General features: G+C 35.7%; 14 protein-coding genes. 13 read left to right on the forward strand and 1 reads right to left on the reverse strand.

Annotated elements, in window-relative coordinates; all coding sequences use genetic code 11:
• Positions 1-3: 3 nt before the first annotated feature.
• The 11 genes from Q0W95_RS03470 to ugpC all read left to right on the forward strand — a co-directional run bounded on the left by Q0W95_RS03470 (position 4) and on the right by ugpC (position 12,560).
• Positions 4-657 (forward strand): TrkA family potassium uptake protein, encoded by a 654-nt coding sequence (locus tag Q0W95_RS03470; RefSeq protein WP_297790035.1) that lies wholly within the window; start codon positions 4-6, stop codon positions 655-657.
• 309 nt (positions 658-966) lie between these two features.
• Positions 967-1,656 (forward strand): zinc metallopeptidase, encoded by a 690-nt coding sequence (locus tag Q0W95_RS03475; RefSeq protein ID WP_366800481.1) that lies wholly within the window; start codon positions 967-969, stop codon positions 1,654-1,656.
• Positions 1,657-1,799: 143 nt separating this feature from the next.
• On the forward strand, positions 1,800-2,267 hold the full coding sequence (locus Q0W95_RS03480) for a CtsR family transcriptional regulator (RefSeq protein WP_297790039.1): 468 nt from the start codon (positions 1,800-1,802) through the stop codon (positions 2,265-2,267).
• Between the two features lies 1 nt (position 2,268).
• Positions 2,269-2,850 carry a transcriptional regulator gene (locus tag Q0W95_RS03485; RefSeq protein WP_297790041.1) on the forward strand — a complete coding sequence of 194 codons (582 nt, stop codon included), beginning with the start codon at positions 2,269-2,271 and terminating at the stop codon, positions 2,848-2,850.
• A complete protein-coding gene (locus Q0W95_RS03490) occupies positions 2,850-3,815 on the forward strand; it encodes an ATP--guanido phosphotransferase (RefSeq protein WP_297790043.1) in 966 nt (321 codons plus the stop codon). Before Q0W95_RS03485 ends, Q0W95_RS03490 begins: the two co-directional genes overlap by 1 nt.
• Complete coding sequence (locus Q0W95_RS03495; RefSeq protein ID WP_297790045.1) at positions 3,815-6,253, forward strand: ATP-dependent Clp protease ATP-binding subunit; 2,439 nt, start codon at positions 3,815-3,817, stop codon at positions 6,251-6,253. Before Q0W95_RS03490 ends, Q0W95_RS03495 begins: the two co-directional genes overlap by 1 nt.
• 496 nt (positions 6,254-6,749) lie before the next feature.
• A complete protein-coding gene (locus Q0W95_RS03500) occupies positions 6,750-8,078 on the forward strand; it encodes an extracellular solute-binding protein (RefSeq protein ID WP_297790047.1) in 1,329 nt (442 codons plus the stop codon).
• A 142-nt stretch (positions 8,079-8,220) separates the two neighbouring features.
• On the forward strand, positions 8,221-8,538 hold the full coding sequence (locus Q0W95_RS03505; RefSeq protein ID WP_297790050.1) for a hypothetical protein: 318 nt from the start codon (positions 8,221-8,223) through the stop codon (positions 8,536-8,538).
• Between the two features lie 3 nt (positions 8,539-8,541).
• Positions 8,542-10,569, forward strand: coding sequence for an ABC transporter permease subunit (locus Q0W95_RS03510; protein ID WP_297790052.1), 2,028 nt, complete (start codon positions 8,542-8,544; stop codon positions 10,567-10,569).
• Between the two features lies 1 nt (position 10,570).
• Positions 10,571-11,464, forward strand: coding sequence for a sugar ABC transporter permease (locus tag Q0W95_RS03515; RefSeq protein WP_297790054.1), 894 nt, complete (start codon positions 10,571-10,573; stop codon positions 11,462-11,464).
• Between the two features lie 10 nt (positions 11,465-11,474).
• On the forward strand, positions 11,475-12,560 hold the full coding sequence (gene ugpC, locus Q0W95_RS03520) for a sn-glycerol-3-phosphate ABC transporter ATP-binding protein UgpC (RefSeq protein ID WP_297790056.1): 1,086 nt from the start codon (positions 11,475-11,477) through the stop codon (positions 12,558-12,560).
• 67 nt (positions 12,561-12,627) lie between these two features.
• Here the strand turns inward: ugpC and Q0W95_RS07865 are convergent, their stop codons facing one another.
• Positions 12,628-13,023 (reverse strand): methylated-DNA--[protein]-cysteine S-methyltransferase, encoded by a 396-nt coding sequence (locus Q0W95_RS07865; protein WP_366800482.1) that lies wholly within the window; start codon positions 13,021-13,023, stop codon positions 12,628-12,630.
• A gap of 144 nt (positions 13,024-13,167) precedes the next feature.
• On the opposite strand from Q0W95_RS07865, the gene Q0W95_RS03530 reads away from it, so the two are divergent.
• Positions 13,168-14,478: a glutamate-cysteine ligase family protein gene (locus tag Q0W95_RS03530; protein WP_297790058.1), complete on the forward strand. Its 1,311-nt coding sequence runs from the start codon at positions 13,168-13,170 to the stop codon at positions 14,476-14,478.
• On the forward strand, positions 14,466-15,833 hold the full coding sequence (gene radA / locus Q0W95_RS03535) for a DNA repair protein RadA (RefSeq protein ID WP_297790060.1): 1,368 nt from the start codon (positions 14,466-14,468) through the stop codon (positions 15,831-15,833). The genes Q0W95_RS03530 and radA overlap by 13 nt, the downstream gene beginning before the upstream one ends.
• The last annotated feature ends 293 nt before the right edge of the window (positions 15,834-16,126 follow it).

The following is a 16,126-nucleotide window of genomic DNA, read 5'->3' on the forward strand; positions in this document are numbered from 1 at the left end:
ATTATGGAAAAAAATGTTATCGTTCTAGGACTTGGTAGGTTTGGATATGCAGTTGCCACCAAGCTTTTTGAAAAGGGAATTTATGTAACGGCTGTAGATTCTAATTACAAAAAGGTAGAAAAAATTGCGAATTTTGTATCAAGTGCAGCTCAGGGAGATATCACAGAAGAACTTGCTATGAAATCTCTTGGCATAAGCAATTATGATGTAGCCGTTATTGCAACAGGAACAGATATAGAAGCTTCGATTGAGGCGACTCTAATATGCAAGGACTGTGGAGTTGAGAAAGTTATAGCCAAGGCAACCAGCCAATCGCACGCAAGAATACTAAAGAAAATTGGAGCTGACCAAATAGTTTATCCAGAACTTGATACTGGAGAAAGATTAGCAAGATCTATTGCTGGCTCTAACCTTCTTGAGCTTGTTCAATTTTCTAATGATTTTTCACTAATAGAAATCAAGGCACACGAAGATTGGGTTGGCAAGACTTTGATAGAATTGGACTTTAGAAAATCTTACAAGATGAATGTGGTGGCCTTCGAGAGAAATGGAGCTATGATTATGGATATAGATCCAAATTTAAAAATCCAAGAAGAAGATGTCTTGGTTCTTATAGGCGATAATGAAAACGCTAAAGAACTCGAAGAAAATACCTAATTAGGAAAACGTGATAAAGACAGAGGTATTAATAAAAATAAAATAGAAAAATATCGAGAAAAAGTTTGCATAAAATTTTATATAGTGTTATAATAGAATCAGCTATTAAATAGCTAGGTTTTTCATTATTAATTCCTTATAGTTTTCCCTTTAGAAAACTAGGACTAACTTATTCTTTTCTATATGAGAAAGAGCCGAGAGGGGCTCTTTTTCTGTGCCTAAATTTGAAGAAGGAAAAGATTGGGTATAATATCAAAAAGAGTAAAGAAAGTGAGGGATTTTATGTACAATCCATATTCTTTTGGCTATATGTTTTATGACAAGACGTATTTTCTTGTTATAATTGGGTTTGTAATTTCTATGATTGCCCAAGCCAATATCCAAAAAGCTTTTAACAAATATAGCAAAATTAAATCAAAAAAATCAATTACAGGTTACGAGGCTGCCAAGTACATCCTTGATGTGAATGCCTACAATGATATTTCTATAAAAAAGGTTGGGGGAAGTTTGTCTGATTATTTTAATCCCCTTAGCAAACAAGTTGCCCTATCAAATGATTCTTTCACAGATACATCTATTGCTTCAATAGCAGTTGCGGCCCACGAATGTGGTCATGTCATCCAATACAAGGAGGGCTACCTTCCACTAAGGTTGAAGTCTTGGATGGTTCCTGCGGTAAATTTTGGATCTAAATTATCATTTCCTATCCTACTTTTGGGAATATTTCTATCCCAACAGAGGCTCCTAGATCTTGGACTCATTTTGTTTTCCTTGGTCTTGCTGTTTCAACTTGTAACACTTCCTGTTGAGTTTGATGCTTCAAGAAGGGCGGTAAAAGTTATTGAGACTAGTGGGATGCTTGTAGGAGATGAAGTTACGGCAGCAAGAGCTATGTTGAGGGCTGCAGCCTACACTTATGTGGCAGCAACCTTATCAACTGCCCTCCAATTCCTAAGGCTCTTCATCCTCTATGGAAACAGAAATAGCAGGAGAGATTAACTTCTCTCCTGGAGCTTTCTTGCAAACAATTTTGCTAAATAGTACAATTTTACTAGGAATCATTAGCGGTTCTTATTTTTAAAAAGAAAAGGTCAGAGATAGTCAATGAGAATTGGCTTTAAATATAGAAAGAGTGGTGGATTATGGCAGGTCTTACTTCAGAAATCGAAAGATTTCTCAAAATGATGCTAGAGGATTCTGGCGATGGAATGCTAGAAATAGGAAGAAATGATTTGGCAACTCGTTTTGATTGTGCCCCAAGCCAAATTAATTATGTTTTATCGACAAGGTTTACTCCCTACAATGGCTATGTTATTGAGAGTAAGCGAGGTGGCAATGGCTTTATTAAAATCATTACTGTTGTTGATGAAGATTCCTATGTTTCCTATTTGATAGAGAATCTAAAGAAAAATATGAGTCAAAATAATGCAGACAGCTTGTTTAAGGACTTACTTAGAAGAGAATATTTTACAGAAAATGAGTATATAATGGCAAGGTATGCTACAAGCGATAAGGCTCTTTCTGGCATTTGTGATGTTAAAGAAAGAAATTCTATAAGATCTGATATTATAAAAAATATCTTGCTTAGTCTAATGGCGAGGAGTAACTAATATGAAATGTGATAAATGTTATAAGGAAGCAACTGTAACGGTTAAGGCGATTATAAATGGTAGAGAAAAAGACTTCCACCTTTGCAATGATTGTGTAAAGAAATTTACAGATGTTGGCGTGGATGAGGATGGAAATGTAAAGCCTGGCCTTACAAGTCTTGACAAGGAAAATATAGAAAGCCTAATCGGCCAATTCATGCCAAGTCTTGAAGAAGTTATAGATTCCTATTATGAATACAAATTTAATGAAACAAATTTTGCATATGATGTTATAGCAAATCTTGGCGATGAAGTTTGCCCAACATGTGGAAATTCTTCATCCAATATAAGAAATGGGATTTTTGGTTGCCCTGATTGTTATAGGCTTGATAAAAAACTTACAGAAAAACTTTTGAGATCTTATAATAATTATTCGACCTATCAAGGAAAGTTTCCGAGAAAACAAAGAGAGATTAGAGAGCTTGGGATAAGGATTAAAAACCTCCAGGATAAACTTCAAATTTCCGTGCAGATAGAAGATTATGAAGAGGCTGCGACAATAAAAGAGCAAATAGAAGATTTGACTGGCAGGGTGAGTCACTGATGGAGTACACAAAAGATATAATCCTTGAGTCTAACTTAACCCTTAGAAGAAATATCGAAGGCTTCGATTTCCCAGCTTCTATGAGCCTTGAAGATAGCCTAAAAATTGTTGAAATTTTTAGGGGAATTTATGGGGACAAGCTAGTTTTATTGGAGGACTTGGATGAAAATACTAAGGAAAGTCTGATTAAATCCTTTGTCCTCACGGAAGATGTTGACAAGAAACTTGCCCAAATCGCCTTAGTTTTTGATGATGATTATATTTTGACGATAAATGATAGGGACCATGTAGCTATAAACATCAGAAATTTCAATCTCGATGCCAAAAAAGCTTACAAGATTGCTGGAGAAGTTGAAAAAACTCTTGATGAAACTTTAGATTTTGCCTTCACTCCCGATTTGGGATATCTTTGCCAAGATGCTAGAAATGCGGGAGCAGGTCTTGAGATTTTTGCTAAGGTATTTCTCTTTGCCCTGGTCGATGATGATAAGGCTTATTTTGGTCTAAAGCAGAGTCTAATCCATGAGGGGATCTACATTAGCAAGTTTTTGCCTAAGTATTATAAGCGTTTTGCTGATGATATATATCTTATTAAGAATGTTGGTAATTATAGAAAGAACCTTAATGAATATATAGGAACTTTTGAAAAAAACATGGACATTCTCGTAAGAAATGAGAGAAGGTTTAGAAGAGACTATATGCACCTAAACCATATAAGAAATGAAGAAATAGAAGATTATATTAATATAATGGTCAACAACATTAAGGGAGGCTTTGCCAAAAGTCTCGACCTTATGGCGAAAAACCTCTACGGGCTTAAAAAATATAGGGCCTTGGGCTTTGATACTGATTTTTCTGGGCAAGAGCTTGACTATTTGTTATATAATTTGGAAAAGAATAAATACAAGGGAAATAGGAATGAGGAAAGATACCTTTTTCTCGAAGAATATATTAAGGAGAGATGATGGAAAATAATGGATTAAATAAGCTCACCTCACAGGCAAGAAGAGAGTCTTATTCCTTAAACCATGACTATATAGGAAGCGAACACCTGCTTTTGGCCTTGATGAAAACAGGCTCTCTTGCAAGTGAGGCTCTAATAGCCAGTGGGGCAAATTATGATCTTTTTAGATCAATTGTAATAAACAACATAGGTAGGGGTAGCTCTCAAAGACCAGCTACAGAATTTTCTAAGAAGGTAAGGCAGATTTTTGAAGAAGCAAGAAATATAGCCTTGGTTAACAAAATTCCAACCCCTAGAGAAGAAGACGTTCTAATGGCAATAATAAATGATGATGATTCTTTCACCAATCTTATGTTTTTGCTTTCTGGTCTTGATAAGGAGAGCGTAGGAAAAAATTTAAAGAAACTTATGGTAAAAGGAAAGACTGATAAAGTTTCTGAATTAGGACTTTCTGAAAATGTAAGTAAATTTACTAATAATCTTAATGAGATGGCAAAGGCTGGAAAGATTGACCCGGTTATTGGTAGAAATGATGAAATTCAAAGGTTGATTCAAATTCTTATGAGAAGAAGAAAGAATAATCCAATCCTTATTGGACCTCCAGGTGTTGGAAAAACTGCTATAGCAGAAGGTCTTAGTCAAAGGATTGAAGAAGGTAGTGTTCCTGATATTATCAAGGGAAAGACAATCCTAAGCCTTGATTTAGCAAGCCTTATAGCAGGAAGTAAGTATAGGGGAGACTTTGAGGACAGACTTAAAAAATTATTTGAAGAAATTGAAAAAAGAGATGATGTAATTTTATTTATTGATGAATTTCATATGGTTCTTGGAGCTGGAGCATCTGAAGGGTCAATGGATGCTGCAAATATCCTAAAGCCAATCCTTGCCAGAGGTGATGTGCAGATAATGGGAGCTACAACCATTGACGAATATAGAAAACACGTTGAAAAAGATTCGGCTCTAAGCCGTCGTATGCAACCAATCCAAGTTGATGAACCAAGCCTTGAAGATACAAGAAAAATAATAAAGGGCTTGAAAGACAAATATGAAAAGCATCACGGAGTTGAAATTAGCGATGAAGCGATAAAGGCTGCGGTAGACCTATCTTCTAGGTACATCACAGATAGGTTCTTGCCAGATAAGGCTATAGACTTGATTGATGAAGCTAGTGCTAAATTAAGGATACAAGCTTTTGAAAAATCTGATAATAATAATTCCTATGAAGAAAAACTCGAAGAACTTAACAAGGAAAAAGAAAACGCCGTAAGAGAGCAGGACTTTGAAAGAGCGGCAGAACTTAGAGATAAAATCAACCAAGCCAAGTTTGACTTGGAAGTTGAGAAAGAAAAGGAAAAAACTAATAAGAGAGAGCTTTTCATCAGCTATGATGACCTTGCAAGTATAGTAGCAAGTTGGTCTAAAGTTCCTGTAGAAAAACTCACAGAAGATGAAAAGGAAAAGTATGCCAACCTAGATAAGGATTTGAAATTAAATGTCGTAGGTCAAAAAGAAGCTATAGACTCAGTTGCTAAATCCATAAAGAGGGCAAGAGTTGGCCTAAAAGATCCAAAAAAACCAATCGGCTCCTTTATATTTGTGGGACCAACAGGAGTGGGAAAGACCTATCTAGCCAAGACCCTTGCCAAAGATCTCTTTGGTTCAGAAGATAAGCTAATAAGGATGGACATGAGTGAATACATGGAAAAATTCGCTGTATCAAGACTTGTAGGCTCTCCACCAGGCTATGTTGGCTACGAAGAAGGTGGTCAACTTACAGAAGCAGTAAGGACAAACCCATATTCTGTAGTTCTCTTTGATGAAATTGAAAAAGCCCACCCAGATATCTTCAACCTACTTCTACAAATTTTAGATGATGGAAGACTAACGGACGGTCAGGGAAGAACTGTAGACTTCAAAAATACCATAATAATTATGACAAGCAATGTTGGAGTTAGAAGCTTAAGTCAAACTAAGACAATAGGTTTTGAACTTGGAAATGAGAAAAAAATAGAAGAAGAAAGAAGTGTAGAGCTTATCCAAAAAGCTGTAAAAGACTCCTTTGCTCCAGAATTTATAAATAGGCTTGACCAAGTTATTATGTTTAAGCCACTTGGGGAGAAAGAAATCGAAGAAATAACAGGATTGATGCTTGAAAAAACCAGAAAAAGGCTAAATGAAATCGACCTAGATATCAAATACGACCAAAAGTTGGAAAGACTTTTAGCCAAAGAGGGTTTCGACCCAGAATACGGGGCAAGACCACTAGAACGCCATATAACAAAAATGATAGATGATAGGCTGGCAGAGGATATCCTTAATGGAAAACTTGATCGTAATGAGACAATCAGGATTTCTGTAAGAAAAGACAAGCTAGTCTTTAGAAACATAAGCAAGGAAAGCAAAAATAAGCAAAGCAAAAAAGAAAAAGTAGAAGTCTAAATAAAAGTAGTAAAATGGCAAAGTCAAAAGCTTTGCCATTTTTTTAAAACTTTCCAACTAGTGAAATTTCACACTGCAAAAAAATATGGTTTTTTCTGTACCGTTTTCCCAATTTTAGGTATGGAAAAATAAAAAAATATAATAATTTTCAAGAATATTTACATAAAAAAATTTAAGTATTACTAAGGTATTTATTAAATTCTTATATATCTTTATTAGGGCAATTAAAGTTTTGATTAAAGCGAAATCAATGCTTATACAGAAAAATAATTTTATCATAGAAGAATATTTTATAAGAAATACTTAGGAATAAGGGGCTTATTAATAGATATTGACCATATAAAAGAATGAGAATAAAAAAATAAAATTACATAATAATGCAAAAATACTTGTACACTTTCACAAAAAGGACTTCCATTTTATTCTAATTTAATGTATAATATATCTTACAGAAACTAATAACGTTTTCACTATAGAAAACGAAGGGAGGATTTATATGAACAACAAATTTAAAGCTTTAATGGCTTTATCACTAGCGGCGGTTTTGACTGCTTGTGGTGGAAAAGGTGCCGATAAGGCAGATGACAAAGCTGCGGCTGAGCCAGGAGATGTTGCTGGCAAAATTACAGTTCAAGTAGAAAAGGACTGGATGGACTATTATAAAAAAGCAGCTGATAGGGTAAAGGAAAAATTCCCTAAGGCAGAAATCGAACTAAAAGAAATTGGATCTTTTGATCACTTAGATGTTATAGATCAAACAGATGCAAGCAATAAGGACGTAGCAGATGTTTTTGCTCTTCCAGCAGATAGACTTGTAGGTCTTGCTGAGAATGACGTTCTTGGTTCAATTGATTCCAAAAAAATCGCCGAAGAACTTGGTGGTTGGGATGATTTTGATAAGGGAATAGGTGGAAACTTTAACCTTAATGGAGAATATTTTGCTTTCCCATATAATATCGAAACACTTATTACTTATGTAAACAAGAAAAATGCTGAGGCTAAGGGAATTGATACAACAAAACCAATCGAACTTAACGATGTTAAAGATGAATCAACAGTTTTACTTCCAATATTTGATGCTTGGTACGGTGTAGCTGCTACAAACTCATCAAATATTGAACTTCTTGGTAAGGGAGAAGACGGAAAATTATTCTCTGATTTTACTAAAGAATGGAAAGATCTAGAGCCTGAAAAACAAGCTACTATTAAGGCACTTTATGGTTACTGGAAAAAACACAACGATGCAGGAACAAAATTATTTGACCCAGATGCTGGTTGGGGATACATTGATGATGAATTTAAGGCTGGCAAAGGCGGAGTTGCAAGACTTGGCGGTCCTTGGGATGCAGCATCAGTTTCTGAACAAGCTGGCGAAGGTAACCTTGAAATTTATCCAATTGACCATATAACACTTGCTGGTAAACCACTTAACCATTGGCAAAGTGGATGGGGACTTGGTATCAATGCTAGAATAGAAGAAGATGCTAACAAGAAAGCCATCGCAGAAGCTATGATTAAAGAAATCGTAAATCCTGAACATGCAGTTGACCTTTATAAAGCAACAGGAAAAATCCTTGAAAATGTAAAGAATGAAACTTACCAAGCTTCAGACCTTCCAGAAACTGATAAGAAGATTATTGATGCTACAATCAAATCTTACGCAACAGCTCCAGCTAGACCATTATTCAAAGAATGGGGAGATGTTTGGGATACTTACAAGAATGCAATCCTTTCTTGGAACTCAAGTAAACCTGCAAACGAAGAAGAAGCATACAAGCAACTAAAGGCATCATTTGATTCAATGATGGCAAACTTTAATAAATAGTTAGAAGCAGGAAAGGTCAGTTTCTGACCTTTCTTTCACTATTATGAACAAAACAGAACTAGAAAAGAAAAGAGAAAAGTTTTTGCTAAGAGTTTTGATACTCACAAGCCTTATCATTCTTCTCCTATCCTTGGAGGCCTTGATGATGGCTAAAGATATCGAAGTTTATAGGCAAATACTTGATAAAAAACCAGGTCTTAGCTTTGATGAATACATTAATGCAATCATTTTTAATTTATTTATCAGAGTATTAAGCCCTATAGCAATTTCCCTTTATACATTTTTCACAGTTAAGAAATTTGGTGTAGGTTTTTCTTACAAGCTCTTCTTTGGTGGAATGACTTTGATAGAAATTGTAAACCTCATTTTTCAATTTAGGACAGGATCCATTTTTTACTATTTGGTGATTGGTCTAAATGTTATTTTATTATTTATTATTGCAAGGGAAGAAAGGATGTAGGCTATGACATACGAAAAGTACCTAATAGACGATATTGGCGAGCACCGTCCTAGGAAGAACCAATATATTATCGACTCTATTAAGGCGAGTGAAAGTGGCGAAAAAATTGATGCCAACAACCATCCTTATAATCAAAAACTAAAGGCATACGACGCAAAGAAGAAAGACCTTCTAGCTAAGGCGGATGCAGATGCTAAGAAAGACCCAAACTATTCCCTAGATCAAAAATATTTAAGGGATTTATACTATAGAAAGTTTATTGCAGATTCCTTGCTAAACTTTTATGAAGAAAATAAGGATCTTTCTTATGATAGCGAACTTGATTATAAGTTATGTAAATTAGATTATGAACAAATTCCGAAAATCATAGAAAACGACTTGCGTCTTAAAGGTCAACTTGAAAGAGCAAGCTCTAGGCTAGAAAAATTATCTAGTGAAGAAGTTTCTAATACTAAAAAATTAATCGAAGAAGATAGGAAGGTTCTTGCAGATAAGTTTGAGGCTGACAACAGGGATCTTGAGACCTCCTTTAAAGAAGGCCATATTTCCAAAAAAGCCTTTAAGTCTGAGAAAGAACAACTAAAGCAAAAATTCAAAGACCAAAACAAGAGACTAGATTACAGAAATCCAGAAATTTCTCTAAAAGAAGAGATAGCATCTCTAAAATACAAAATTGATAAAGACTACAAAAAAGAGATGAAGATTCTGGAGGCTGATAGGGCTGAGGCTAGGAGGAGAACTCCTGTAGAAGTAGAAAAAACTTCTGCCTATAGGTCTATTCTAACATTCCCTCTTCCAGGCCTTGGTCAAATTTTGAATGGCCAATGGCAAAAGGGACTTATGTTCCTGGCTGGAGCAATCTTTATCTACCTAGTAGCAATTCCTTATGCTCTTGGTTTTGGTAATTACCAAGGTCAAGGTATAGCAGGACTAATCTCTCTTGCTGCTGGAGGAAGAAGATTAGACAGGTCAATCCTCTTTATGATTGAGGGTATTATTTCCTTAATTTTTGTTGCTATGGCAGTTTTAATCTACATAGTATCCTTCAAGGATGTAAGAAATGTAGAGAAAAAAGAAATGGCTGGTATTAGACCAAACAATTTCTTCGAAACTAAAAAAATGCTAAGGACAGATGGCTTCCCATTCTTAATTACAGCTCCTGCCCTTCTAGTAATAATTTTCATAGTAATAGTACCAATCATAACTGCTATTATGATTTCATTTACAAACATGGATCCACAAAACCAAAACAAGTTCTTGTGGATAGGAGCTAAAAACTACCTAACCATAGCTAAGGGACAGGGTATAGCTGGTCAAGCCTTCTGGCATATTTTCAGCTGGACAATAATTTGGACTATCTTGGCATCAACTCTTGCTATAGTTCTGGGCTTTGTCTTTGCCTTAATGGTAAATAACGAAAGAGTAAGAGCTAAGAAGTTCTTTAGGACAGTTTATCTATTGCCTTGGGCAATTCCTGCCTTTATCACAATCATGTTCTTCTCAATCATGACAAGCCGTGGCGGTGTAATAGCAGAGGCGATAAACTCATTATTCAATATTAGTTTGGATATTAAAAATAATACCATACAAACAAGGGCGGCTTTGATTCTCCTTCAAGGATGGTTGGGTCATTCTTATATCTTCCTACTAACAACAGGAGTTCTGCAAGCTATTCCTAAGGATTTATACGAAGCGGCAAGTATTGATGGAGCTACAGGCTTCCAAAGAACCCTAAAGATTACAATTCCACTTGTACTCTTCCAAATTGCTCCTATGTTAATCAACCAATACACCTTCAACTTCAACAACTTTTCTATTATTTACTTGTACAACCAAGGTGGTCCATTCAACCCACAAGTTTATGGAAACCTTGCAGGAAGTTCAGATATTTTGATCTCCTACATCTACAAGCTAACTATGGAGAGCCAATACCAAGCTATAGGTGCTGCGATAACAGTATTTATATCCATAATCTTGATAATAATTTCTTACTTTGGATATAAGAACTCATCAGCTTTTAAGGAGTATTAATATGTTTAAGAAAAAGAAAAATAGTGATTTATACCTATCAGATCTTCAACCCTTATCTGCTGGCGGAAAAACACTTCTAGGTCTAACCTATGTAATACTATTTATATGGGCTGCCTTTATCCTAGTTCCACTTGCGATAATGGTTATCTCATCCTTTAATGGCAACCAAGGTCAGTATATATCTATGTCAGGAGACTTTGTTTTCTCTTTAGATAACTTTAAATTCTTGTTTGAAAAGACTGAATTTTTAAGATGGGTTATAAATACCTTAAAGATTGCCACAGCGACAACAATTCTTACCCTACTTTTTGTATCCTTTACAGGTTATGCCTATTCAAGGTTCAGATTTAAGGGTAAGAAGGCAAGTCTTATAACTATAATGCTAGTTCAAATAATTCCAGCCTTTGCAGGAATTACTGCTTACTATGCTATCCACTCTATAGTTGCTGGAATATTCCCAGTATTTTCAAGATCAGCTATGCTAATCTTAATCTATTCAGGTGGGGCAATAGCATCAAATACCTTTATCCTAAAAGGATATCTCGATACCATATCCCCAGAACTTGATGAGGCAGCAAAAATAGATGGTTGTTCAAACCTTCAAGTCTATAGGTTAATAATCATGCCTTTAGCTCGTCCTATGCTTGCTATAATTGCCCTTCAATGTTTTATAGGACCATTCTTGGATTACATGATGCCAAAAATCTTACTAACAAATCCGTCAGATTACACTCTTGCGACAGGGCTATTTACCCTAATATCAGACGTAAGAAATATGAATCAACCAGCCTTTGCAGCAGGAGGATTCTTATCAGCAGTTCCTGTAATGCTACTTTTCTTAGTATTACAAGATGAGTTAGTAAGTGGACTTTCATCAGGTGCAGTAAAGGGATAGGAGTTAAATAATGAAAGTAATATTAGATAATGTAGGAAAAAAATACGAGGGTCGTGAGAATTTCACTATAAGAAATATCAACCTCGAAATAGATGATAATGATTTTTGCGTAATCTTAGGACCATCAGGTTGTGGTAAGTCTACCCTTCTAAGAATGATTGCAGGACTTAACTCAATTACTGAGGGAACTTTAAGATTTAACGACAAAATAATGAATACAGTTGAACCAAAAGATAGAGATATAGCTATGGTATTCCAATCATACGCCCTATATCCACACATGACAGTTTATGATAACATGGCCTTTTCTTTGAATATGAAAAAGGAAAGGAAAGAAGTAATTGACCAAAGGATTCAAGACGTTGCAAAAATTCTTCAACTTGAAGATTACCTATACTCTAGGCCATCAGATATATCTGGTGGACAAAGACAAAGGGTTGCCCTAGGTCGTGCTATTGCAAGAAACCCAGAAGTTTTCCTAATGGATGAGCCTCTAAGTAACCTTGATGCTAAGCTTCGTGAGCACATGAGAGTTGAGATTGTAAGAATCCACAACCAACTAGACACAACAAGTATCTATGTAACTCACGATCAAACAGAGGCTATGACTATGGCAACAAAGATTGTCCTCTTGGATAAGGGAGTTATCCAACAAGTTGGAGCTCCAAATGAGTTCTATCAAAAACCAAACAACCTCTTTGTCGCAGGCTTTATAGGTTCTCCTACCATGAATATCATCAAAGGAAAAATCAAAGATGGTCTTTTTGTAAATGAATCTGGAGAAGTTAAGGTAAGACCATCTGACAAAGACCTCGAAAAAATCAAGGCTTATGAAGGAAAAGCAGTTCATCTAGGAATTAGGTCTGAAAGATTTATTGCAGAGAAGAGAGATTACAACTCAGTAAATGCAAATATCGAAGTAATAGAGTCCTTGGGTAAGGAACAACTTCTATATACAAAATTGAAAGACGGCACTCAACTAACTGTTAGCCAACCTGGATATTTTGAATATGCTATAGGGGAGGATCACAACTTTACCCTAGATCCAGAAGCCTTACACTTCTTCGATGGAGAAACAACTGAAAGAATTAATTAGGATTTGATTAAAAGAATCTTAAACTAACTAAGAAAAACTCTGCTTGGGGCAGAGTTTTTCTTTATCTTTAAAGATTGTAAGTGATATTTTCGAGATCTAGGAGAAATTTTTTGACTTCATTGCCATAGGCAAAGCCTCCTATATTTCCATCCTTTCTAAGCACCCTGTGGCAAGGGTTTACTATTAGGAAGGGATTTTTGCCTATGGCAGAGCCTGTGGCTCTTATTGCTTGGGGATGGCCAATTTTTGTTGCAAGGTCGCTGTAGGTTGAGCTTTCCCCATAAGGAATTTTCCTTAGACTTTCCCGAACTTTAATTTGAAAATCAGTCCCAACTGGCTCTAGGTGCTCGTAAATAGTAAATTCCTTCCTAAGTCCTTCGAGATATTCGGATATTTCTTTATAAACCTTGTCAGTTATGGTGCTCTTCTTGTTTCTTGTATGTATTTCTTTGGCTATTTTTATTTAATAAATTTTGTCTTGGTGGGCTATAGCAAGTAAGCCAATTTTGCTTAAATAGTAGGCGTAGTACATAGGGATATTATATAGTCTTGGTAGAAATATTCCATAAGCGTATAGTGAAATAAGTAATAAAAGAAAAGGAAAATTATGGATTATAGAGAAAAAATTCAAAAAATTGTTGAATATATAAAAAGTGGAGAGAAGAGGGAAGAGGATTTTGCCTTAGGTTTTGAAGCAGAATACTTTGTAGTGGATGGGGAAAGCCTTCAGACTCTTTCCTATTATGGAGAGGGTGGAATTTCTGAATCTATGGAAGAGCTAAGAAAACTTGGCTTTGACAGTCATACTGAAGATGGTAATATCCTAGGTCTTAGCAAGGAGAGGGTGGATATTTCTGTAGAACCAGCCAGTCAGTTTGAACTAGCTCTCGAGTCTAGGTCAGATATACTCGAGCTTTATGATGATTACAAAAAGGCTATGGCAGAAATAATCCCTATATTTGAGAAGAAAGGTCAGGTTTTGGCGGCAATAGGTTATCATCCAAGGACTAAGATTGATGATATCAAAATAATTCCTAAGAAAAGATACGATTATATGTATGAATACTTTAAGATAAACGGAGGGGCCTTTGCTCACAATATGATGAAGGGAACAGCCAGTCTCCAACTTGCCATAGACTATTCTAGCGAGGAAGATTTTAAACAAAAGTATTTTATCGCTAACGCTCTAAGTCCTTTTTTGTATTCCTTTTTTGATAATTCCTATATTTTTGAGGGAGAGGTATACGAGAAAAGAAATCTCCGCCAGATGATTTGGGATAATTGTGATAGGTCAAGGACTGGGGTTTATGATTTTTCTTTCGATAAGGATTTGACTTATGAAAAATACGCTAGGAAAATTTTGAATACGGATATAATTTTTGTAAATGAAAATGGCGAAGATACCTACAAGGGTTGTGTGAAATTTGCTGATATAATGGATACAGATTCTAGCGAGGAGATGATTTTTCATGCCCTATCAATTGTATTTCCGGATGTGAGAGTTAAAAAATACATTGAAATTAGAATGCCTGATGAAGTGCCTTATCCCTATAATTTTGCTTGTTTTGCCTTGGTAAAGGGACTTTTTTATAATAAAGCAAACCTTGCAAGTCTTTATGAAATGTTTAAGGATATGGATTATCCGACCCTCACAAATCTAAAGAGCAGGGCAGAAAGATATGGACTTAAAGCAACCTACAAGGATAAAGAACTCTATAAGTGGGGTATAGACTTTGTGAAAATGGCGAAAAAGGCTATTCCTAATGAAAGTAACTTCCTCAATCCTTTGAAAGAAATCTTGAAAGATGGAAAAAGTCCTAGAGATATTTATGAAAGTTTGTATAAGGAAGACCCAAGGATAGCTCTTGAGGAATTTTCTGCAAATTCTTCTCTAAGGAGGATGGGATGGCAAAGGTAAAGAAAGCCTATGAATGTGTTGAATGTGGCTACACCCAAGCAGTCTGGGCTGGGCAGTGTCCGATGTGCAAGAAGTGGGGGAGCATGCATGAAGTCGTTGTGGAAAAAGCTCCTTCAAGTAGCCGAGTTATAGTTGATGATAAAAATGCGAAAAAGCTAAAAGCAATCACCTTGGACGCCTCTGAAAGAATCAAGTCCTCCTATGGAGAATTTGATAGGGCTGTGGGTGGAGGACTTGTTAGAGATTCTGTATCAATCCTTACAGCAAGGCCTGGAGCAGGAAAATCCACACTTCTTTTGCAGTTGTCAAAGTCCTATGCGGATCTAGGTTTTAAGGTCATCTATATATCTGGAGAGGAGAGCGAAAGTCAGATTAAATCAAGAGCTCTTAGGATTATGGATGAGATTTCTGAAAATATATGGATTTTATCAACAAATTCTATGGATCTTGCCATCAAAGAGATTAAAAAAGTTGATGCGGATATAGTTTTTCTTGATTCCATCCAAACTTTTAGCCTAGCTGAGTTTGACAACAAGGCTGGAAGTCCTACTCAGACCATAGAAGTAGCCAATAAGGCTGTAGAAATTGCCAAGGACTATGATAGAAAAAGAGCGGTGATAATGATAGGACATATGACCAAAAAGGGGGAAATGGCAGGACTAAGAACCCTAGAGCACTTGGTTGATACCGTCTTAGTTCTCGATGGGGAAAGCGAAGAAGACCTAAGGGTCTTGACTTCAACCAAAAATAGGTTTGGGAGAACAGGAGAAATCGGCTTGTTTTCTATGGATGAGGATGGGTTAAATGAAATAACCAATCCAAGCCTTTATTTTATCACAGAAAGAAATGAAGAAATAGAAGGTTCTGCCATTTCTGTAACTAAGGAAGGCTCAAGACTCCTTGAAGTTGAGATAGAATCTTTGGTCTCCAAGTCCTTCATGCCCTATCCTCAAAGGATAGGTGATTCCCTAAGGAGAGATGACCTAAACACCCTTATTTCAATTCTCCAAGAAAGAGCTGGACTTAACCTCTATGATTACAATGTAATTATAAAAACTACAGGAGGTCTTAAACTAAGCGAACCATCAGTCAACCTTGCCATAATGATATCCATAGCCTCATCCCTTATGAAAAAACCTGTTTCTGACAAGTACGTCTTTATAGCAGAAGTAGGCCTTACTGGAGAGCTAAAAAAAGTTCCTCAAATAAAACATAGACTAAAGGAGCTTGAAAGGTTGGGTTACCGAAGAGCCTATATAGCGAGAAATTCTGTTGACGAAAAGGACTTTAAGGAATTAAAAATCATCCAAAGGTCCAACATAAGAGAAGTTGTAAATGAAGTGTTGGGAAAATAATTTAGAGCAAAACCAAAATATAAGACCTAAGAGATAAAAGCTTTGCAACAAGGAACTTGCAAGGCTTTTTTTCTTGTCTAGCTTTTTCATAAATAAATTCAGAAAAATTTATAAATCTTAACACGAATTTAATAACCTACCAGCTAAAATTAACTTGGAGTAGATTATAAATAAACCGACTAGATTTGTGGCTTTAGCTATAAATCGCTAATATATATTTTGTAAAAGGGATTGTTTATCCTTTCTTTTTAGGAAAATTTTGCAAGGTTTGCTTACTTGATTTTTATAAATGT

This window comes from uncultured Anaerococcus sp. (assembly GCF_947253225.1).
Taxonomy (GTDB): domain Bacteria; phylum Bacillota; class Clostridia; order Tissierellales; family Peptoniphilaceae; genus Anaerococcus.